The 20,949-nt window shown below is 66.1% G+C and carries 19 protein-coding genes and 1 pseudogene; 10 read left to right on the top strand and 10 right to left on the bottom strand.

The features are described 5' to 3' along the window. Nucleotides 1–437: 437 nt before the first annotated feature. The 5 genes from ACIRPX_RS44990 to ACIRPX_RS45010 form a co-directional block, all read right to left on the bottom strand. A complete protein-coding gene (locus ACIRPX_RS44990; RefSeq protein ID WP_404205964.1) occupies nucleotides 438–1,058 on the bottom strand; it encodes a hypothetical protein in 621 nt (206 codons plus the stop codon). 1,382 nt (nucleotides 1,059–2,440) lie between these two features. After that, a complete protein-coding gene (locus ACIRPX_RS44995; protein ID WP_404205965.1) occupies nucleotides 2,441–2,620 on the bottom strand; it encodes a DUF397 domain-containing protein in 180 nt (59 codons plus the stop codon). 9 nt (nucleotides 2,621–2,629) lie between these two features. Next, nucleotides 2,630–3,484: a helix-turn-helix domain-containing protein gene (locus ACIRPX_RS45000; RefSeq protein ID WP_404205966.1), complete on the bottom strand. Its 855-nt coding sequence runs from the start codon at nucleotides 3,482–3,484 to the stop codon at nucleotides 2,630–2,632. 7 nt (nucleotides 3,485–3,491) lie between these two features. Beyond that, the gene (locus ACIRPX_RS45005) at nucleotides 3,492–4,016 is read right to left on the bottom strand and encodes a DUF6879 family protein (RefSeq protein ID WP_404205967.1); all 525 of its coding nucleotides are present in this window, start codon (nucleotides 4,014–4,016) and stop codon (nucleotides 3,492–3,494) included. Next, a complete protein-coding gene (locus ACIRPX_RS45010; protein ID WP_404205968.1) occupies nucleotides 3,988–4,395 on the bottom strand; it encodes a hypothetical protein in 408 nt (135 codons plus the stop codon). Before ACIRPX_RS45010 ends, ACIRPX_RS45005 begins: the two co-directional genes overlap by 29 nt. A 316-nt stretch (nucleotides 4,396–4,711) precedes the next feature. Between ACIRPX_RS45010 and ACIRPX_RS45015 the strand changes: the two genes are divergently transcribed. The 4 genes from ACIRPX_RS45015 (at nucleotide 4,712) to ACIRPX_RS45030 (ending at nucleotide 9,358) form a co-directional block, all read left to right on the top strand. Next, entirely contained in the window at nucleotides 4,712–5,359 is a 648-nt protein-coding gene (locus ACIRPX_RS45015; protein WP_404205969.1) for an ATP-binding protein, read from the top strand. Between the two features lie 76 nt (nucleotides 5,360–5,435). Beyond that, nucleotides 5,436–6,392, top strand: coding sequence for a hypothetical protein (locus ACIRPX_RS45020; protein WP_404205970.1), 957 nt, complete (start codon nucleotides 5,436–5,438; stop codon nucleotides 6,390–6,392). A gap of 87 nt (nucleotides 6,393–6,479) precedes the next feature. Next, on the top strand, nucleotides 6,480–7,994 hold the full coding sequence (locus tag ACIRPX_RS45025; protein WP_404205971.1) for an amino acid permease: 1,515 nt from the start codon (nucleotides 6,480–6,482) through the stop codon (nucleotides 7,992–7,994). 2 nt (nucleotides 7,995–7,996) lie between these two features. Further along, nucleotides 7,997–9,358, top strand: a complete 1,362-nt coding sequence (locus ACIRPX_RS45030) for a glutamine synthetase family protein (RefSeq protein WP_404205972.1) — start codon at nucleotides 7,997–7,999, stop codon at nucleotides 9,356–9,358. Between the two features lie 349 nt (nucleotides 9,359–9,707). Here the strand turns inward: ACIRPX_RS45030 and ACIRPX_RS45035 are convergent. Then, nucleotides 9,708–11,710 (bottom strand): annotated as a pseudogene (locus ACIRPX_RS45035) (APC family permease). Nucleotides 11,711–11,978: 268 nt separating this feature from the next. On the opposite strand from ACIRPX_RS45035, the gene ACIRPX_RS45040 reads away from it, so the two are divergent. The 3 genes from ACIRPX_RS45040 to ACIRPX_RS45050 all read left to right on the top strand — a co-directional run bounded on the left by ACIRPX_RS45040 (nucleotide 11,979) and on the right by ACIRPX_RS45050 (nucleotide 15,127). After that, nucleotides 11,979–12,239, top strand: coding sequence for a hypothetical protein (locus ACIRPX_RS45040; RefSeq protein ID WP_404205973.1), 261 nt, complete (start codon nucleotides 11,979–11,981; stop codon nucleotides 12,237–12,239). Nucleotides 12,240–12,245: 6 nt separating this feature from the next. Then, nucleotides 12,246–13,937 (top strand): ISAzo13 family transposase, encoded by a 1,692-nt coding sequence (locus ACIRPX_RS45045; RefSeq protein ID WP_404205974.1) that lies wholly within the window; start codon nucleotides 12,246–12,248, stop codon nucleotides 13,935–13,937. A 134-nt stretch (nucleotides 13,938–14,071) separates the two neighbouring features. Continuing rightward, entirely contained in the window at nucleotides 14,072–15,127 is a 1,056-nt protein-coding gene (locus ACIRPX_RS45050; RefSeq protein ID WP_404205975.1) for a transposase, read from the top strand. Between the two features lie 430 nt (nucleotides 15,128–15,557). On the opposite strand, the gene ACIRPX_RS45055 is transcribed toward ACIRPX_RS45050, so the two are convergent. Both ACIRPX_RS45055 and ACIRPX_RS45060 read right to left on the bottom strand, forming a co-directional pair. After that, a complete protein-coding gene (locus tag ACIRPX_RS45055; protein WP_404205976.1) occupies nucleotides 15,558–16,079 on the bottom strand; it encodes a hypothetical protein in 522 nt (173 codons plus the stop codon). A 91-nt stretch (nucleotides 16,080–16,170) separates the two neighbouring features. Continuing rightward, complete coding sequence (locus tag ACIRPX_RS45060) at nucleotides 16,171–16,518, bottom strand: hypothetical protein (protein WP_404205977.1); 348 nt, start codon at nucleotides 16,516–16,518, stop codon at nucleotides 16,171–16,173. Between the two features lie 98 nt (nucleotides 16,519–16,616). Between ACIRPX_RS45060 and ACIRPX_RS45065 the strand changes: the two genes are divergently transcribed. From ACIRPX_RS45065 to ACIRPX_RS45075, 3 genes are all read left to right on the top strand, one after another. Then, nucleotides 16,617–17,612 carry an IS701 family transposase gene (locus ACIRPX_RS45065; protein WP_404205978.1) on the top strand — a complete coding sequence of 332 codons (996 nt, stop codon included), beginning with the start codon at nucleotides 16,617–16,619 and terminating at the stop codon, nucleotides 17,610–17,612. Further along, the gene (locus ACIRPX_RS45070) at nucleotides 17,524–18,000 is read left to right on the top strand and encodes a transposase (RefSeq protein WP_404205982.1); all 477 of its coding nucleotides are present in this window, start codon (nucleotides 17,524–17,526) and stop codon (nucleotides 17,998–18,000) included. Before ACIRPX_RS45065 ends, ACIRPX_RS45070 begins: the two co-directional genes overlap by 89 nt. Nucleotides 18,001–18,540: 540 nt before the next feature. Further along, nucleotides 18,541–19,401, top strand: a complete 861-nt coding sequence (locus tag ACIRPX_RS45075) for a Scr1 family TA system antitoxin-like transcriptional regulator (RefSeq protein WP_404205979.1) — start codon at nucleotides 18,541–18,543, stop codon at nucleotides 19,399–19,401. Between the two features lie 536 nt (nucleotides 19,402–19,937). On the opposite strand, the gene ACIRPX_RS45080 is transcribed toward ACIRPX_RS45075, so the two are convergent. Beyond that, on the bottom strand, nucleotides 19,938–20,240 hold the full coding sequence (locus ACIRPX_RS45080) for a hypothetical protein (protein WP_404205980.1): 303 nt from the start codon (nucleotides 20,238–20,240) through the stop codon (nucleotides 19,938–19,940). Between the two features lie 32 nt (nucleotides 20,241–20,272). Then, nucleotides 20,273–20,464: a DUF397 domain-containing protein gene (locus tag ACIRPX_RS45085; RefSeq protein ID WP_404205981.1), complete on the bottom strand. Its 192-nt coding sequence runs from the start codon at nucleotides 20,462–20,464 to the stop codon at nucleotides 20,273–20,275. Between the last annotated feature and the right edge of the window lie 485 nt (nucleotides 20,465–20,949).

Here is a 20,949-nt window from a genome sequence, read left to right on the forward strand (position 1 = left end):
GGCCCTGGCCGATTTCGCCGCCGCCGACCTCGCGCACCTGACCCGCGTCATCAAGCGGAAACTCAAGAAAATTCAGTACCGGCCGCACCTGATCACAGGCTGCCTGCCGACCACCGGCCTGGACCTTCAGGGCCTGATCGAGACACCGGACATCACGGATTCAACCTGAGTAACCCAGGACCCGTAGCCCTTGACGTAGCAGGGGACTTCCGTGTCACGTGCCATGTTGCTGTCATAGCATTTGGCCTTGTTGGAGCCGCCACCCGATGTCTGCTCGTCGCGGCCGCCTTTGCCGGGTGTGGTTGTTGTGTCGTCTGCAACCGTCCAGCAGATGCCTGCCTCACAGATGACCTTGCCATCACCCGCGTTCGCGGGAGCATCTGCCAGGGCTAAGGCCGCGAGCGCGGCCAGCAGAGCACTTGCCGGTCCGCTTCGGCTCAGCATGTCTTCTCCAGGTTCGCGTCCTGCTTGGTGACTAGCCACTGTGAGCCCACCCGCTGCAGGTCAGCGGTGATGGTGTATCGCTTGACCTGGTTGGGCACGGCGACGCTCTTGCCTGTCTTCGTGCTGATGGGATCCCAGGTGTTGGTGTCGAAACACACCAACAGGGAAGCGCGAAAGGGCTTGTTGGCGGTCTCGAGCGCGACGTCGTCCTCACGCGTCGTCACTTTGGGGTGCCCCTTGAACACGATCCCGTTTCGCATGTTGACGAAAACCGCGTCTTTCACATCGCGTAAAGCCTTGCCCGTCGCATACCTTGTGATCTTGCTCCCAGCGAGGGACGACTTCGCGTAAGCCTTGACCCGCTCATCGGTCATGCCCTGATAGGCGGCGATGATGGCCTTCCGGGCCCGTGCTTCGTCGGGGGACACTGTCTTGGTTGGCTTGGCCGTGCTGGGCGTAGGCGATGGGTCGACCTTGTCTCCATCGCCGGAGGAACAGCCGGATGCAAGCGTGATCGCAGCAATCGCCACCAGGACCGACGACGCCACGTACCAGTTCCGGGTGCGAACAGCGGTGGTGTTGCGTCCCGAAGAGTGTCGTTGTGCGGCTGTCATGTTGTATCCCTGTTCGACGCGGTGCGCTACACGGCCGTACCGGGCCTCCTGTACCCGGATGCACAGTTGTTGCCTGTTCAAGCTGCGGTGATGCGTTTGGGTGATCGAGAGGTTACGCATATGCCAGTCAACTTCCCAGCGTGATATTTGACTTCACTCGCACAACTCGGGGCGTATCCGGCCACTTTGAGCGCCAGATGTCGACATATGTTCGCCTCGCTTCGCTCGTTTCGGCTGCGAATCGGGGCGGCCGCCCCGATTCCATGGAGGCCGTCATGTGATCGCCAGGGAGGATGTGGCCTCGACCCGCCGGTTCTTCTTTCGGCTGGCTTCGGTGGCGTAAGACCACCGCGACGCATAAGGCGGCGGGGCCGACCGCGATCGCGGTGAGCAGGTCCAGCCAGGGAAGGGCGGACGTGCCTGCGCATCCTCTCCGGCCGGGCACTCGCGGCTGTCGGGGTGCCAGCCTCGCTCTGTGAGCCCCGCTGGGCAGGGAACATGGTGGGACTCCCAGGTCTGGACGTGTACTTGCCGACCTTGAGGAAATCCACTGCCCCCGACCCAACCACCAACCACGAGGGGCCGACCACGGTCACGGACAGGACACAAATGTCGTGGTCGGGGTCATGGTCGGCCCGACCATGGGCGCGTCGGCGCGGCAGCCGTCAGAACGGTGGCGGGGAATAGAGGGAACTTCGGGCCGGATCCGTGGGCGGCGCGCCATGGAACGCGCGCAAGGTGATTCGGGGGGGCTGCGCGTCGGCCGGTCAGTGCGCAGACGCCGCGTCGTACAGGGGCGCGTCACGGAACGGCAACACCGCACCGAAGCACTCGTAGCCCCAGGCCTCGTACAGGGCCCGTACTCTCGGGTGGCCTCGTTCGGTGAGCAGGGTCACCCGCTCCTCGGTCGGTCACGCAGCAGCTCGTCGTGGACCTGGGGTGCCACGCCGGTTCCTCGCGCGTTGTTCGCCACCATCAGCTCCGATAGGGCGAACTTACGGGCTCCTGTCTCTCTCGGGGCGCCGTCGGGAACCGTTGTTCGCAGTCCGTTCCACCAGCGTGCCGTCTCCTGTAGCGCACCTCCGTACGCGTAGCCGACTGGCAGGTCGTCCAAGTAGCCGACGACCCAAGCGAATCCTGGTACTTCCGTGTTCCAGCCAAGCCGCTCCTCGAAGCGGGCCATACTGCGGAATTCTCGCCGAGCCGGTCGGCGTAGATCTCGGATTACACCTCGAGCATCTGCGGCCAGATCTCGGTGAATTCCGCAGAGGTCCTGTGTTCCAGACGTAGCTCCCGCACGCTCACACTCCCGTCTGCCTGGTCCGCTCGAGGAAGTCTGCGGCCGCTGGCACGTAGGCTAGGAGGCGAATCGATAACGCTCGCTACGCTCTCTTGGCGTATTCGACGAATGCCATCCAGGTGTCACGTCGAACGGCCAGGATTTGACCGCGTGACTTCGTGTCCCGGACCATCACGCGCTGCAGGTTGTTGTCAGCCACTTCAACGCAGTTCTCTGTCCCGGTGTAGGAGCTGGTTCGCCAGTTCGGGTCCACAGGCTGCATGTTGTTCTCCTAGTTGCTGGGCATCTGATCGAAGTGGTGGATGGCTGTGAGGATGAGGTCGCGGACCGCGGTTCCATACACAGCTGACTGCTTCAAGTGGGCGAACGCCTTGGCGTACAGCTCGATTTCACGGGGCTGGGTGACGGAGAACTCCGCCGAGTAGGTCTCGACGAGGACTAGCTTCTCGTCGAACATCGAGAATGAGTTGCCGGGCCAGATGCCCACGGGTGCGGACCGGGGAATGATGCCCAGGCTCAATCGGGGAAGCCGCATCACCGCCAGCAGGCGGTCGAGTTGGCCCCTCATCACTTCCACGCCTCCAAAGTTGGTGTAGAGCGCCTGTTCGCCGAGCACCACGTTGAAGATCCGGTTGCCCTGGTATAGGTACTGCTGTCGTTCGAGCCGCTTCGCAGTGGCGGCTTCCGCGTCGTCGGGGATCTCGTAGTAGTCGACGACCTGCCGGAACGTCTCGGCCGCGTACTCCGCCGTCTGGAGCGTTCCCCATACGAGCGTGGGATGCCAGATACGGAAGACTTTGGTCTTGGCGTAGACCGGTATGGCTTTACGCTGCCTGCGCTCGGCTCCGGTCTGGAGCTGTCGGCGCCACTCTAGCCACAGCTCGTCGATGTGCCGCACCGTGGCTATCAAGTCATCAAGGTGTTCTCGCCGGTTGGTCGTGGTGCACCAGACGCGGATGTCGTCTTCGCTGGGGTTCTGCTTGCCGTTCTCCAGCCGGGAGACCTTGGACTCGGCCCACCCTGTGGCCACGGCGAATGCCCGGCCGCTCGCGAATCCCGCGTCCTTCCGGAATCCACGCAGCCGGGCACCGAGCGCCTCACGTGCTTCTTGAGCTTGGCTATTCACTGATGGATCAGGGCTTGTACTCGGTGTGGGGGATGGCGGCGGCCCAAAGCAGGTCGCGTATGCGGACGCACTTGGCCACGGTTTCCTGGTCCGCGAAGATTTCCGACCCCAGCACCCGGCCCTCTGGGTCGAAGTGGCCGACGGCGAGGAGACGGTCGTCGTACAGCCACCAGTCGTTGCCATCGACCGGGAAGGTGATGCCCTGCGGCAGCCGGTGCCGCGGAAGCCACCGGATGTCCTCACCGGCCTCCAGGTTGAGATGAGTCAACGAATGCTCCCAACCGACGTACTGGGAGTGCGGCTCCGTGATGACCCGGACCCGCCTGACGATTCTTCCTTCGCCCGTGACGCGCTTCATATGCGTCATCCAGGGGTTGAGCCAGGCATAGTCGTCGGGTTCACCTCGCTGCCACCTCGCGTAGGGCGTGTCCTCGACGGGAGATCCGTAGTCATCCCTCAGCTCCAGGTGGAAGGCGTCGTGTTTGAAGCTGTTGAACAGCTCGTCACGCTGGGCTGGGGTGATCAGGTCCACCGTTCTCCTCCAGAAGGGCCGTGATCGAGGACTTGGGAACCTCGATGCAGGTCTCATAGTCAGGGATCCGCATCTGGTTCAGCGCCTCGGGGTCAGTCATCTCGGGGCCTTGCAGGATGCACGTGTCCTGCTCCGTGACGAGCATGATCGGGGAGGTGAAGCTTTTGATCTCGCCGGTAGTGTGCCCGTCCTTCGTCAGGTGCTCGAACAGCTCCGGCGGTACCTCGATCACTGTCTGGCCTTTGGGCGGGTCGAGTTGCATGAGTAAGTCGTTCGCGTACACCTTCCAGCCTTGGATGACGTAGGTGTCTTGGTCACTGGCGTACAGGGTGGGGCTGTCGCCGGGGGTGGAGTTCTTACCAAGGAACCGTAGCTTCACGGCTGCTCTCCTGTCCGCTGTCTTGCGATGGTTTGCGCGACACTTTGATGGTGTGCGAAGCATTCGGCGTCGTCAAACCATCTGCTGCAAACTCGCGCAATCTTCTTGGGGATTGAATCCTGAACGCCCTACGGTCGATCTCGAGTCAGCAACCGAGGCAGTTGCTCCGCCTTACCGCACACGGGGGAGTGCTCCGTGCCTGCCATGAGAGAACCGCCCACTGGCTCGGCCAGAGCATCTGCCACAGCGCCCTCTCCGTCCGTCAGACCGGGGCCAACCAGACCGAGCTGCCCACAAGTGACCCGGAGGACAGATCGTGATCCCCCACCCCACCACCGCGTTTCCGGGCGTCACGTGGGGACCCCTACCTTCCTTACGTCCCACGCCCGTCAGCAGGCCATTCCCGGTTGGCGCTCTGCCGCGCTACGAGCAGCGTCTGTCCGCGTTCTGGACTCTGCCGGGAGACTCTCCGCACACGCCTCGGGCGGCCCGCGCGCACGTCACCGGAACCTGCCGCACCTGGCACGTTCCCCGCCAGGTCACTGACAGTCTCACGGTCATTGCCAGCGAACTCACCACCAACGCCGTCGTGCATGCTCATGGCGAAGAGATCACCGTCGCGCTCCTGCTATCCCCCCACCACGTCTGGGTAAGCGTCACCGACCAAGGACAGCCCCACACCCTCATCAGCCCTCGAAATACGAACCAGGACGCTGAGGACGGGCGTGGGCTCTGCCTGGTTGAAGCCCTGGCCACTTCCTGGCGCGCCACCTCCAGCCCCAGCGGTACCCGCGTCTGGGCATGCCTTGCCCTCCCCGTGCGCTCACCCACCCCGGCCGAGTCCACCTGCGCTGTCGCAGCTGGACTCCAGTACCAGCACCCAGCCGATCCGTCGCACCGCGAACCTCCTGGACACCCCCATGCCCAAGCCGTTAGCCACCCCGACGACCGCTACCCGTCGTGAGGCACACACGACAGGCGCCGTCGGCACCGCTTTGACCGTCAGTCCGGTTGGCGCTGACTCTGATTTACGTGCCGCGTTGGAGGATCTGAAGCTGGGCCGGCATCTCGCGGCTCGTGATCTGTTCGCACGGACTGGTCCGAACTGGGCGTTGCGTACGAGGCGCAGCCAGCTTCTTGCCGCGGGGGCGGGAGAAGGCGGCGTCTTCAAGACGTGGTTGGACGAGGAGCCCAACAGCGCGGACGCGTCGATGATGTGGGCGCGGGCGCTCACGTGGGCCGCGCTGTCCGCCCATCGCAGTGGCAAGAGCAGGGATCTGGTGGTACGTGCCGCAGGCCTGGCGCGGCAGGCCTGTATGAAGGCGGCAAGGCTGCTGCCGGAGTGTCCGGTGCCGTGGATCTGCCTCCTGCACCTGACTCAACTTCCTTTCGATGCCTTTCGCTTCGACCCCTACTGGCGGTCTCGCCCGATTCCGTGGGATCAGCTCGGTGACCAGACGATGCCTTACCGAGGACCGTGGCCGCTTCTGGGGGAGATCAACAAGCGCGATCCCGGCAGCCGGGAAGGGCATCACCGCATGCGTGAGTTCCAGCTTCATTGCGGCGGGTCCACCGCCGCGATGAACTACGCGGGGTGGATCGCTGCCGGCCACCCGGCCAATCTCGAGCTGTTGATGCTCCCGCTGTACGCGCTCATGGACGTCTACAAGGAGCGGCACGGCAACGGTCAGGGGAGTGCCCTGCAGTTCTGGCAGACGGCCCAGGTGGCCCACTACGCGTGCCGGGCGCGGGACGTCTGGTTCGCGTCTGTCCCGCGCGTCCATCACGGGTGGCTGTCCCTGCTGGATCTCAACTACCTGGCCCATGCCCTCGTGGCCTGCGGTGAGGAGGCGGGAGCGGTCTTCCACGCGATGGGCTCCTACGTCACTCCCGAGCCATGGCGGACGATCAACGTCAGCCTGGGGCGCAGCTACGACTGGACCACGGAGTTCCGGCGTATCCGCAGCGCCGCCTTACGGGAGAGATCGTCGTGGTGAAGGGCCGTGCGCCTCCGCCCGCGCAGCGTGATCAACGCTCCCCGTTTTGTCCCCGCACCTTCCCTCCCACCTGAAAGTGGATCTCTGGTGTTACACAGCAAAGCCGGCACGCGTGCACAGGGCAGCGACGACGACGTCTTGGCCGAACTCGGGATCAAACCCGAGCTGTCCCGGAAGATGGGCGCGTTCGGGAACTTCGCGATCAGCTTCTCGGTGATCTGCATCCTGGCCGGCGGCATGTCCCTGTTCGGGTTCGGCCTGGGCCACGGCGGGCCGGTCGTCATGCTCGGCAGCTGGGTCGTGATCGGCTTCATGACGCTCCTGGTCGGCCTGTCCCTGGCCGACGTCGTCTCCGCCTACCCCACCAGTGGCGGCCCGTATTTCATGGCGGAGAAGCTCGGCGGAGCCCGCTGGGGGTGGGTGACCGGCTGGCTGAACCTGCTCGGGCTGCTCGGCGCGATCGCCGGTATCGACTACGGCGCAGCCGCCTTCACCGGCGCCTTCATCCAGCTGCAGTGGGACATCGCCCCCACAGGCGGCACGACAATGACCCTGTTCGGGTGCATCCTGCTCCTGCACGGCCTGCTCAACTCGGCCGGTGTACGCCTGGTCAACGTGCTGAACTCGATCTCGGTGTGGTGGCAGCTGCTCGGCGTCACGGTCATCGTCGGCGCGCTCACCATCGCCCCCGCCCAACACCAGTCCGTCCGCTTCGTGTTCACGCACTTCCACAACGACACCGGCTTCTCCACCCCCCTGTACGTAGCGCTCATCGGCAGCCTGCTGGCCGGGTACACCTTCTGCGGCTACGACGCCTCCGCCCACGTGGCCGAGGAAACCACCGACGCCCAGAGGTCCGCGCCCCGCGGCATCGTGCGCTCCATCTGGGTCTCCTGGGCGGCCGGCTTCGTGCTGCTGGCCGGGCTGCTGTTCGCCATGCAGGACTACACCGCCACCCAGAACTCGGCGACCGGCGTGCCGCCCGCGCAGATCTTCCTCGACGTCCTCGGCACGAGCGGAGCCAAAGCACTGCTCCTGCTCGTCATCGTGGCCATGCTGTTCTGCGGCAACGCCGAAGTCGCCGCGGCCAGCCGCATGGTCTACGCGTTCTCCCGCAGCCGGGCCCTACCCATGTGGCCGAGCTGGCGCATCGTCAACCCGCGGACCAAGACACCCACCCGCGCGGTGTGGTTCGCCGTGATCGTGCCGTTCGTGCTCGCCCTGCCGGCCCTGTGGTCCCCTGCCGCCTACGGTGCCATCACCGCAATCAACGCCGTCGGCATGACCCCGGCCTACGGCATCCCCGTCTTCCTCGCCCTGCGCAAAGGCAACGCCTACCAGCCAGGCCCGTGGAGCCTCGGCGTCTGGCGCAAGCCCATCGGCGTGATCGCGGTCGCCTACGTCGCCGTCATCACCACGGTCTTCTGCCTGCCCCAGTCCACCCCCATCACCCCCGACTCCTTCAACTACGCCGGAGTGACCTTGCTGGCGGCGCTGCTGCTGGCCGGGGGTACCTGGCTGACCCGAGGCAAACGCGCCTACCAGCTCACCGCCACCCACCACGCCCAGCCGGGCGAAGCCATGCTCAGCGAAGGTTTCTGACGATGAACGCAGCAACCAACCGCGCCGCAGCCCCCTGGCCCGCAGGACCAGTCACCCGAGAAACCCTCCAGCGCCTGCTGAAAGACCGCTCGATCACCGACATCATGCTGGCCGTGCCCGACCTCCAAGGGCGCCTGCTCGGAAAAACCTTCAACGCACGGGTCTTCCTCGAGCGACTGAGCGCCGGGGCGGAGATGTGCTCCTACATCCTGGCCACCGACATCGACATGACACCGCTCGACGGCTTCGACTTCACCGGCTGGGACGAGGGCTTCGGCGACTTCCTCATCACCCCTGACCTGGACCACGTACGCGTGCTGCCGCACCGCCCCGGCACCGCCCTCATCCTCGGCACACCCGTCCACGATGACGCCACCCCCGTCGCCGTAGCCCCCCGCCACATGCTGGCCACCCAACTACTGCGCCTGCGCGGACTGGGCTACCAGATGAAGGCAGGCGTGGAAGCCGAGTTCGTCCTCTACACGGACGGACCGGCCGGCCGCGCACCGGCCTGGAACGCGAACCTCGACTACGCCCTGCAACACCCGCCCGCCATCAGCGATTTCTTCCACCACCTGGGCGAGGCACTGAGCGATGCCGGGATCGTCCACGAAGCCTTCAAGACCGAGGGAGCCCCAGGCCAGTGCGAGGTCACACTCGCCTACGGCGACGCCCTCACCGCCTGCGACGACTACACCGTCTTCCAACACATCACCCACCACATCGCCCGGCGCCACGGCATGACGCCCGTATTCATGGCCGCCCCACAGACCGGAGCCGCCAGCGGCCTGCACCTGCACCTGTCGCTGTGGAACGAGCACGGCGACCCCGCGTTCGTCCACCACCGCGGCCAGAAGCTGCCGCCCCCGATGCAAAGAGCCACCGCCGGCCTGATCTCCGCGCTGCCGCACATGGCCCCGCTGTACGCGCCCACCGTCAACTCCTACAAGCGCTACCGGCCGCACTCATTCGCCCCCACCCGCTACAACTGGGGCTTCGACCACCGCGGCTGCGCCGTCCGCGTCACCGGCCACGACACCAGCGCCCGCCTTGAGGTCCGACTCGCCGGCGCCGACGCCAACACCTACCTCGCCCTCACCGCCTACACCGCGGCGATCGTCCACGGCCTCGACGAGGCGCTGACACTGCGACCCGCGTGCGACGGCGACGCCTACCACGACCGGGACGCCATCCTTCTCTACCCCGACCTCGCCGAGGCGCTCACCCATTTCGAGCACAGCACCGTCGCCCAGTTCCTGCTCGGCAAGAACATCGTGCAGCACTACGCACACGCCGCTCGGACCGAGCTCGCCTGGTTCCGCGGACAGGTCACCGACGCCGAAAGGCAGCGTGGGATCCGATGAACTCCCTGCCGCCGGGTGACGACTCCCCTCCCCGGCGGCAGGGGCCAGCTCCTCCATTCCCGACCGGACGGTGCACGGGGAACACAACGGCCCTTATGACGCCAGGATCACACCACGCACCACCGACTCCAGGAGACACGGATCGTGACAACCCAGACGCACAAGCAGGATCTGAACGACGCGCGAGGCCTGATCGGCGCAGACATGCGGGAGACCTCAAGGGCACCCACGGAAGTGGGCTGGCCAGGCTATATATACCCCCGCGCATAGGTCATTTCCCACGACAAGCCCCCGGATTTCCACGGTCCAGGTCGGAGGCCCGATAGGCGGTGAGGAGGATTCCGCTCTGCTACCGCTGTCCCGTACTCCCCGTGGACCGGTTGTCGCGGTAGGTCGACGGCGCGGGCGGTTCGCCTCGGCGTACGGAGCCGGGAGCGCGGCCGGCCGGGTGGTCGGCGTGGGTGGAGAAGGTCAGTTGCCAGGGGACACTGGTGAGCATCACGCCGGGGGTGAACAGCAGGCGGCTCTTGAGCCACAGCGCGGACTGGTTGTGCAGGAGGTTCTCCCACCAGTGGCCGACGACGTACTCGGGGATGAAGACGGAGACGATGTCGCGCGGGCTGTCGCGGCGGATGGAGCGCACGTACTCCACGACCGGTTTCGTCACCTCGCGGTAGGGCGAGTCGATGACCTTCAGCGGCACGTCGATCCCGGCCTCCTCCCACCGGCGGCGCAGCTCCTGGGCTTCGGGGCGGTCCATGGCGACGGTGAGCGCTTCGAGTTCGTCGGGGCGCGAGGCGCGTGCGTAGGACAGGGCGCGCAGGGTCGGTTTGTGGATCGTGGAGATGAGGACGATGGCGTGGACGCGGCTGGGTGGCACCATCTCGTCGTGCGGGTCGGTGACGGCGAGTTCGTCGGCGACGGAGTCGTAGTGGCGGCGGATGCCCCGCATCATCAGCCACAGGAGAGTGGCGGAGAGCACCGCCAGCCAGGCGCCCTGGGTGAACTTGGTGATGAGCACGATGATCAGGACCAGCCCTGTGACCACGGAACCGGTGCCGTTGATGGCGCGGGCGATCTTGTGCTGGCGGCGGGTGGCGGGGTCGGTCTCGGTGCTCAGGGCGCGGTTCCAGTGCCGGACCATGCCGAACTGGGAGAGGGTGAAGGAGGTGAAGATGCCCAGGATGTAGAGGTGGATGAGCTGGGTGACGTTGGCCTGGTAGCCCCACAGCAGGAGCATCGCGACGATCGACAGTGCCAGGATGCCGTTGGAGAAGGCGAGGCGGTCGCCGCGGTTGTGGAGCTGGCGGGGCAGGTAGCGGTGCTGGGCGAGGATCGAGCCGAGCAGCGGGAAGCCGTTGAAGGCGGTGTTCGCGGCGAGGATGAGGATCAGCGCGGTGGCGGCCTGGATGAAGTAGAAGCCGATCGAGTGCTCGCCGCCGAAGATCGCGGCGGCGAGCTGTGCGATGACGGTGCGCTGGGTGTAGGAGTGGCAGTTGCCGCTCAGACCGGTCAGCTGACAGGCGTCCTCGGTGACGCGGACGTGGCTGACCAGGGCCAGGGCGGTCACGCCGACGAACATCGTGATCGAGATGGCGCCCATGACTCCCAGGTGGTGGCGGCGTTCTGCGGCTTGGGCTTGCGGAACGCGGGGACGCCGTTGGAGATCGACTCCGCGCCGGTCAGTGCCGTACAGCCCTGGGAGAAGGCACGCAGGACCAGCATCACGAGCGCGAGACCGGCCAGGTGGGAGTCGCCGGGCTGGGCGGCGATGCCGTACTTGGCGGACTCGGCGACCGGCGCGTCACCGAGCGCGTACCGGATCAGGCCCGTCGCGATCATGATGAGGACGCCGCCGACGAAGAGGTAGGTCGGGGTGGCGAAGATCCGCCCTGACTCGCGCACTCCGCGCAGGTTCATCGCGGTGAGCAGTGCGGTGAAGCCGATCGCCATCAGGACGCGGTGCGGGGCGAGTTCAGGGACGGCGGAGATGATGTTGTCCACGCCGGAGGCGACGGAGACCGCCACCGTCATGACGTAGTCGACGAGCAGCGACGCGGCCACGACCAGTCCGGCCGAGGCCCCGATGTTGGTGGAGACCACCTCGTAGGAGCCGCCGCCGCTCGGGTAGGCGCGCACCACCTGCCGGTAGGAGAGCACCACCACGCTCAGCAGCAGCACCACCGCACCTGCGATCCATGGCGTGAAGTGCAGATACGCGAGCCCGCCTACCGCGAGGACGATGAGGATCTCCTGCGTCGCGTACGCCACCGACGACAAAGGGTCGGAGGCGAAGATCGGCAGCGCCAGGCGCTTGGGCAGCAGCGTCTCACCGAGCTCCTCGCTGCGCATCGCCCGGCCGACCACCAGGCGCTTTATCAATCCGGTCACGTTGAACACGTGCGCGAGCGTAAGCCGGGTGGCGGCGGCGCACGCGTGGCGAGCGCGTCTCCGGAGCGTTAGCCCTGGCTATTCAGCGGAATTGGGTGATCTGACGCCCCGGTAGCAGAAAGGTGCCGCTGACCTGTGAGGATGCGAGTGTCTACGTCGTATCCGCTGCAAGAATCAGGACACCAATCTGGTGCGCAAGAGTACAGGGTGGGACCGTCGGCTGTCCGTGGTGGCTGACGGGAAGAGGCTGGTCGGGCATGCCGGGGCGGTGCTGCTGCGCCGGTGCGCGGACCGCACAGGGCTCACCGGGGCGCTGGTGAAGGTGCTGCCTTCCAGCACGGCGGCCGGCTGGCGGGACCGCGCCGGGGTGCTGGTCCAACTGGCGATCACGATCGTGCTGGGTGCGTCGAACCTGTCGGAGGCGGAGCAACTCCAGTTGCATGGACTCGCAGAGAAACAACCCGATGCTTCCGCGATTCCGGCTCGTTGATGTGATATGTGCATACCCGAAGGCACGGTTGAGAAGTTGTCAGCGATGTTCCAGGCACTGTTCCCGCACCTGGACGAGCGGCAGCGGCGGCTGACGATGGGGGCCGAGGCCCGCTCGCTTGGCCACGGCGGGATTCGTGTTGTCGCGGCCGCTGCCGGAGTCCGCGAGGGCACAGTGTCACGCGGCGTAGGCGAACTGGAATCCGGAGAAGCACCATTGGGCCGGGTGCGTCGGCCGGGCGGAGGGCGTAAGCGTGCCGCCGATCTCGACCCCGGACTGCGGCCCGCGCTGCTGGCGCTGGTCGAGCCGGACATGCGCGGGGACCCAATGTCGCCGCTGCGGTGGACCACGAAGTCCACCAGGCGCCTGGCCGACGACCTGACCCGGAAGGGCCACCGGGTCGGCGCGGACACCGTCGCCGACCTGTTGCGTGAGGAGGGCTTCAGCCTTCAGGGCAACTCCCGTGTACTGGAGGGAGCCAGCCATCCGGACCGCGACGGGCAGTTCCGGTATATCAATGAACAGGTCAAGGAGTACCAGGCGGGCGGAGATCCCGTGGTCAGCGTAGATGCCAAGAAGAAGGAGCAGGTCGGCGACCACCACAAGGCAGGCCGCGAGTGGCAGCGCAAGGGCGAGCCGGTCCAGGTCCGTTCCCACGACTTCCCCCGCATGGGCGAGCCGAGCGAGGTGATCCCCTACGGGGTGTACGACCTGGCCGCGAATACCGGCTGGGTCAGCGTCGGGTGCGACCACAACACCGCCGGGTTCGCCGTATCCTCCATCCGCCGCTGGTGGCAGGCGGTCGGCCGGCAGATCTACCCGAGCGCGCGCCGCCTGCTGATCACTGCTGATGCGGGCGGTTCCAACGGATACCGCACCCGCGCCTGGAAAGCCGAACTCGCCGCCCTCGCAGCCGAGACCGGGCTGGAGATCACGGTGTGCCACCTTCCTCCCGGAACATCGAAGTGGAACCGGATCGAGCACCGGCTCTTCTCCCACATCACCATGAACTGGCGAGGAAGGCCGCTGACGAGCCACGAGGTCGTCATCAACACGATCGCCGCGACCACCACCCGCACCGGGCTGACGGTAAGGGCCGAACTGGACACCCGGGACTACCCCACGGGGACGCGGATCAGCGACGCCCAGCTCCAGGCGCTTCCGCTTGAGCCCCATGATTGGCACGGCAACTGGAACTACACCCTGCTTCCGCAGGCATTCACCCAGGTCTCCACGCGGCCGCCGAAACCTTTCGGCCAGCCGAGTGAGTGCGCCGCCTGGCTGTGCCACCCGTTCGTCACCGGCCTGGACCACACCGAGTGGGAAGCGCTGGTTCGCGCGCTCGGCGCCCTTCATGACGATCAACGTGAAGCCCTGACGCTGCAACGCCGCGGGCGGGACCGTAAGCATCCCAAGGCCACCAACACCGGCCGGCACCCCAAGCTCACCCTGGTCGACCGGCTCCTCGCCGTAATCCTCCGCGACCGCTTCGCGCTGCCCAGGAGGGACATTGCCGGGTTGTTCACGGTCAGCGTCGACATCATTGACATACGCATCAAAGAGGTCCGCCAGCTCCTCAAACTCCTCGGCCGCGCCCCAGAACCAGCCAAGAACCAGCCAGCAACACTCGCCGAACTGCGCTACTACATCGAGAACCCCCGGACGATCTCCAGCCGTGAGATCAAGCCCGCGAGTTGATTCTCTGCGAGCCCCATCACCGGCCGTTGTGCGGGTTCGGGGCCTCGGACTCCACCGCCCGCCGCGCTGGCCGTGCTCGACGAGGCCACCTTGGCGAAGATCGCCAGGGTGAGGGCGCGGGTGCGCCGGCAGGTGTGGAGTCTGCTGCATCTGCGCCGGGCGGCTTTCCCTGGCTGGTCGTGGCGGGCAAGCGGCTGACCGGGTGGATCGTCGTCGACATCGATGCCACCGTCATCACGTCCGCGTCCCGGAAGGTGGGGGCTGCGGTCACCTTCAAGAAGACGTTCGGGTTTCATCCGCTGGCGGCGTGGTGCGCGAACACCACCGAGTCCCTGGCCATGTGCCTACGGCCGGGGAATGCCGGAGCGAACACGGTGGCCGACCACGTCACGGTGCTCACCGACGCCCTCGCCCAGATCCCTGGATCCTCGGCTGCGAAGATCCTCGTCCGGGTGGACGGGGCCGGGGCCACTCACGGGCTGCCGGAACACCTCGAAGCGTTGAACACCACGCGGCGCACGGTCCGTTACACGGTCGGCTGGAAGATCACCGAAGACGACGAGCGGGCCATGGCGCAGCTGCCCGAGATGGCCTGGGAGACCTCCGTGCACCAGGACGGCAGCCTCCAGGAGGGATATTTCGTCGCCGAGCTGACCGGGCTGAACACCCGCGAGGGCTGGCCGGAGGGCATGCGGCTGATCGTGCGCCGCGTCAAGCCCACCCGGCGGCACCTGAAGAAACTGACCGCCTTCGAGGAGAAGACCGGCTGGCGCTACTGCATCACCGCCACCAATATCCGTCACATGTGGGGCATCGCCGGCTCCGGCCACAGCCAGTTCCTGGACGTCCTGCACCGCTCCCACGCCGGGGTGGAAGACCTGGTACGCACCAACAAGGCCATGGGGCTGGACAATCTGCCCTCCGCCTCATGGGAGGTGAACCGCGGCTGGATGCTCGCCGCGAACCTCGCGGGTGATCTCGACGCCTGGGTGCGGCTGCTGGCCCTGCACGACATCGAGGGCCTTGCCGACGCCGAGCCGGACACCATGCGCTTCCGCCTCTACCACCTGCCCGCCCGCCTTGCCGACCATGCCCGACACCGATGGCTGCGCATCGACGCGACCTGGCCCTGGGCACAAGCGTTCACCACCTGCTGGCAGCGGCTCACCGCCCTCCCGGCCGCCACCTGACGGCCAGGCACTGCCCCGACAAGGACCAGGAAGAGGAAGACCGGCAGCACTCCGGGCCCGTGGAACCCGGCGCACCCGCGGCGTCACGCGACGGCCCACCTCGAACGGCCCGAGGACATTACGGGCGAACTGCCGAGCAGGTCAGGCACCGAATCCTGCTGACGAATCGAGGCTAACTCTGGCTCCAACCAGCGAACAGGGACCCCGTGGAACGGGCGGTGGCTCGTCCTTCCATCCGGCGCAGGCCGGGACCACCCAGGTCCCGGCCTCGTTGCTCATTGGGGCAGGGCCTGACGAACCCCTTGTACATTCCCTCCGGCTGCTAAGCGTGTCCACGGCAACTGACTTTCGCCGTAACAACGTTGAGGACTGCAGAGGGATCATTCTCCAGCCCTGCGCGTTCACGCCGTACGGCGGACCGCTGAGGTCCTCAAAGCGACGTCGGCGATCGCGTGGCGCGGTCGGCCCGGGCCCTCCGCAGCGCGGCGGCCTCGGTAACCGCGGCCTGGCGGCGGTGCTGGGCGCGGGCCGCGTCGATCGACGTCGATGCATCGACTGGGACCACTTCATGGCCGGCGACTTCCCCACCGCCCACGCCCTGGGCTGGGAAGGCCGCCATTACCGCGTCGAAGGCGACATCTGGTGGCCCCACGGCGCCATGGACCGCGCCGCCGCGTACGCCGCAGCACGCGACGAAGCCGAACACCACGGCGTCACCGATGAGCGCGGCAACAGCCAGGCCCACCGCGCCTTCGCCCTGGCCTTCACCGACCCGGCCGTCGCCGACCACGAACTCGCCCTCGCTGAGCAGTTGCTGACCAGCGTAGATCTGCGCGCCACCACCAGCCCGAAGCCTGCGGGCTGGGCTGGAGCGGCCCGAACTGAGGTTTGCTTCCGGGGCGCCTCGCGGTCCTTCTAGCGCTTCTTCGGCATCGTCGTCAGTCTCCTTCACCTTCGCGGCCCCCCGGCCTCGATCCTGACACTCGGCGGCGGCCCTCAGGCCCCGGTCACCCGCCCCAGCAGCAACAGCCCGGGGCTTCTGGTCACGCCGTGCGCTCCAGCTCCACCGCGCCCGCTGCGCCCTCGAGTTGTCCCGCCGCAGGCATGTCCTGCCTGGCCGCTCGCTCGGCACGGGCACGCTGCAGTGCCAGGGCTCGAGTGGCTTCGGATTCGCGGCGGCGCTCGACGCGGACCGCCTCGAGCGGGGTCGGCTGGTCATCCGAGGACACCTCTGGCTCCGGAACCACGCATCGACTCAGATCACACATCTCCCTGGTCTGCCGCTCCACCATTTCCGCGATGTACGGGTCGACGCTGCTGGCCGGGTGGACCTCCTGGTGCGCAGCAAGCACGCGGCGGCAGCCCCCGCACGCGCTGTCCCTGGTCTTCACCGACCCCAGTACTCCAGTCGCACTTCGTGATCTGACGGTGCGACGGGTGGTGCGGGGGCGCCGGGGCATGGGCGAGGCCACCTGTTGATCATGGTGTTGTGACGCAACATGAAGATCAGGCGGCCTCTGCCGTCAGCATAGATCCCTCGCTGTTCCAGGAGAAGTTCGACGAGCTCTCCGCTGAGCTGGCCCCGCTGTTCGCCCGCCGCGAGCCTCGGGCACACGCCTGTGCGTACATGCGCGGCCTGCTGGCCGACCTGCCGCGCAAGAACTGCTGGACCGTGGCCGAGCACGCCGGACAGGTACGGGCGTTCGGTATGCAGCGCCTGCTCTACCAGGCGGTCTGGGACGAGGAAGCCGCCCGCGACGCGGTGCGCCGCTTCGCCGTGCGTCATCTGGCCGCGCCCGGGGCAGTGCTGGTCTTCGACGAGACCGGACAGGAGAAGAAGGGCGAGGCCGGCGCCGGGGTCGGCCGGCAGTACACCGGCACCACCGGACAGGTCAGCAACGCCGTGGTCGCGGTGTACTGCACCTACGCCGGCCCACTCGGCCACTGCCTGATCGACGGCGACCTCTACGTCCAGCAACACTGGGCCCAGGACCCTGGCCGGTGCGAACAGGCCGGACTGGGCCGGGACTTCACCTTCCGCACCAAGACCGCCATCGCCCTGGACCAGGCCCGACGGGCCGTCGCGGCCGGCGTCACGGTGGACTGGGCGGCGGGCGATGAGGTCTATGGCCGCAGCGCGAAACTGCGCGGCTTCTTCGAGGAGCACGGCATCGGCTACGTCTTCGCCGTCGGCGTCAACTTCGCTGTGCCCACCGGTGTCGGACCGATCCGCGCCGATGACCTGGCGGCGAAGAAGGTCCCCCAAGCGGGCCTGGAACCGGCTCTCGTGCGGGCAGGGCGCCAAGGGACCGCGCGTCTACGACTGGGCCCTGGTCGCCACCGCCGACCCACGCCACCACCTGCTGGTCCGCCGCAGCATCGCCGACCCCACCGACCTGGCCTACTTCTACGCCTACGCACCCGAAGGCCGCTCGATGGCGCTGGCCGACCTCGTGGCGATCGCCGGGATCAGATGGACAGTTGAGGAGGACTTCGCCAACGGAAAGGACGCCGTCGGACTGGATCACACCCAGGCCCGCCGCTACCGCTCCTGGCGACGGCACATCGTCCTTGCGATGGCCGCCCTCGCCCTGCTCTCCGTGATCGCCAGCCTGGACCGGCGAGACCATCCCGCTCCGGTCCTGCCCGCCAGTCCCACCGACAAAGCACCCGCGGACTTCGGACAGATCGCCCTGACCGTCACCGAGGCCCGCCGCCTGTTCCAGCTGTTCACCAACCTGCTGCGGGACCTGCCCGCTGCCCTCGCCGCCAACCGCATGGCCTTCCACCTGCAGTGGTCCACCTGGCGACGACGCCACCAAGCACGCGCCCGCTGGCACCACTACAAGCGGCGCCTCACCGACCTCGACTGAACCCCGTACCCCGACGACCCGTCAGATCACGAAGTGCGACTGGAGTACCAGCGGCGCGACCGCGGACACTCGGCGTTCTCGGCCCGCAGCTTATCGATCACGCGGGCATGCACAGTGACCAGCGCGGCAAGCTCCTCGTACGACGGGTTTGTGACACGACCACGAACCCACAAGATGGCCAGAAACCGAGATCACCGGGGCTCCGCCGCAGGTCAGCGCCGCCCGTGATTGGACACAGACCCACTCGCCCGTCCGGCAGCGGTTCCGAACTTTGGACGCTTGTCAACTTGCTACAGGCTGATAGCACCGGGCGTAAAGACTGTCGTGGCCCGAGAGGCGCAGTCCGATCACTTGCGCTCGGGTTCGCTCTCGCTGCAACAGATCAGTCATCCGCGCAGAAAACCACGAGGCAGTCATGGAGTCTCTACCTGCTACGTAGCATACTGAAGCTGCCAGTCTGGTGCGCGCGGAAAGCCGGGGGCCGATTGGGTCCCTGAGCGTGGCAAGAATCATGCGTTTACACGAGAGAGGGAAGTGTCCATGCCAGTATTCCAAGATCCCGCACTCAATCGGCGGAAGCTTCGCGACGCGCTCCGGGACGCTCGAATCAAGGCGAGTATGACGCAGCCGCAGGCTGCCGACGCTCTGGAATGGTCGCGTTCGAAGATCATTCGCATCGAAGGCGGCCTCGTCAGCCTGTCGGTGACCGACCTGCGTGCCATGCTCCAGCTCTACAACGTCACTGACGTCGCTGTCGTGTCGGCCCTTGAAGAGGCGGCCCGCAACAGCAAGGGCAACAGTTGGTGGACTGAGTTCAACGACATCATCAAACCGCCCTTCGCTCAGCTGCTGAGCTACGAAGCTGCCGCGTCCACCATTCGTATGTACCACCCGGTGGTGGTCCCGGGACAATTGGAAACATACGACTATGCAGTGGCCCTGCTGTCGGCCCAGGTGTCCGAGGAGGAGGCGCGGCACAATGCGGATCTGCGAATGAAACGCTATGAGCGGATCATCGAGACCGACCTGGGCCCGGAGGTCCTCGCCGTGGTCGACGAGACGGCTCTCCTTCGTCAGATCGGCACACCCGCCGTCATGCGGAACCAGCTGCGCCACCTCAGGAAGCTTGTCGACCATCCACGCGTCGACCTGCGCATCCTCCCTCTCGACGCCGGCGCACACTACAGCACGCTCTTCAGCTTTCTCCTGTTGAGTTTCGAGGGGAGCGAAAACGACCTTCTCTATCAGGAGTCTGCATTCGGCGGTACGGCCAGCAGCGACGAGGTCGAGTACATCGCCCATTACCAGGAATGCTTCGAGGAAATCAGCAGTAGATCTCTAAAGGAAGCAGATGCTCAGGAGGCCATTGATAAGGCAATGGAAAGGCTCAGTCAAGACTGAGCCTCCATGTATGGCGCCCGGGTGATTTTGGGGAGAAAGGACGCCAGTCGGAGTGGGAGAGATATGGCAACTTTTTCGGGCCTGGTGGCAAGACGGCTCCCAAGACGGTGACCTGGCACCTTTCGACCCTGAGTTGGAAGCGGCTCGTTCTCCGGAAACCGCCAGGGAGTACGAGGGTCTCCGGGCGAAACGTGTCGAGCGGGAAGATCAACGGCTACTAAGGGAGCACGAACGACGCCAGGAGTGGTTCTGGACGTGTGTCAAGGGTTTCTGTGTTCTTCTTGTGGTTCTGGTGCCCTGCATAGTGGTTCTTACTGTCGTCTTCGTTCTCACTCTGCGGTTCGTCAAGGACATGCACTGGCCGGCGCCAGGCTGGTTGGTGACAGGCGCTGGCCAACTGGGCAGCTACATACTGACCGCCCTCACCACCCTGGCTGTGTGGAAAGCGCCCTCACTCTGGCGCAGGCGACGGAGTGCGGCCTCGGCTGACGGCAGTCAGGTCAGCGGCAGCGGGGACTGCGGCGTGCGCAGCCTTTCTACGGGACAGGAGGAGTCTCCGACCGCCGAGTGATGTCGCGCAGTACATCCTGTCTCCGCAAAGCCGTGCCCGCGCAGGCGCCGAAGGTCACCGCCGTTGCCACCATGACCATGATCCAGATGAATCGCTTGCTTTGAGGCGTCGATACCGCTGTGGAGAGCACTGCTCCGACGAGCGAAGCGACGGTGCTCAGCATCAGGCCGCAGACGATGAGCAGTCCCTTCCTCAGTCGCCGTTCCGTGGTTGCTTCTTTGGCCTTCAACGGTGTCCCGATCGTCTCGTCGGTGTTAGTGGATTCCATTACTGCACCTCCCCGGCGGAACGGGACAGATCTCAACGAATTCCACCTGCCGAGATGACGGCAGCAATAAAATCCTCCCACGTAGAAGTGTAACAGTGAATCATTGGGCCGTTTTTACGCTTGGAATCCCGAATGGTCACCTTTTCTCCGTCGCACGCGGCCTCCACGCAGCCCGTATCCTGGCCGCTCCTTGTGCTCTTTCGCCAGTCGAATGTGCGCACCACAGGCGACTACTTCCCGGCGAGTTATAAACCCGCCTGCCCCCGACGGTAGTCCAGTTAAATTCTAGCGCAACTGCATCAGGCGTCACGGAGATAATCAGGATAAGGAGCATGGACGGTCTAGAGTGCGCCCTCTTGGACTCTCCGTGAGTAGATCATCACATAGAGTGCGCTTCGCGGATGGTCGGCTGGAAGACATCTTCCAGCCCATCCCCGAGGTCCTGGAGCCCATTGATGTCGCCGTCTGACGCAGACGGAACGCCACACACTGAACGAGGTAGCACCGCTACGCCGGACACGGCTGGCGATGGGCCTGCTGAGTCCTCGTCGGAGGTTCTGGCCCTCGCTCCCACGATCGCCCTGATATTCGGCGACCCTCTGCGCTTCACCAGTGCAGGGCTGTTGCAAAGTCTTTTGATCTTGCGTGAGAGCGCTGGTCAGGCAAGGCCGAGGAGGTCCAGTGGTCGGCGGAAGCCGTCGTAGGACAT

Source organism: Streptomyces sp. NPDC101225 (assembly GCF_044767585.1).
Lineage (GTDB): Bacteria > Actinomycetota > Actinomycetes > Streptomycetales > Streptomycetaceae > Streptomyces.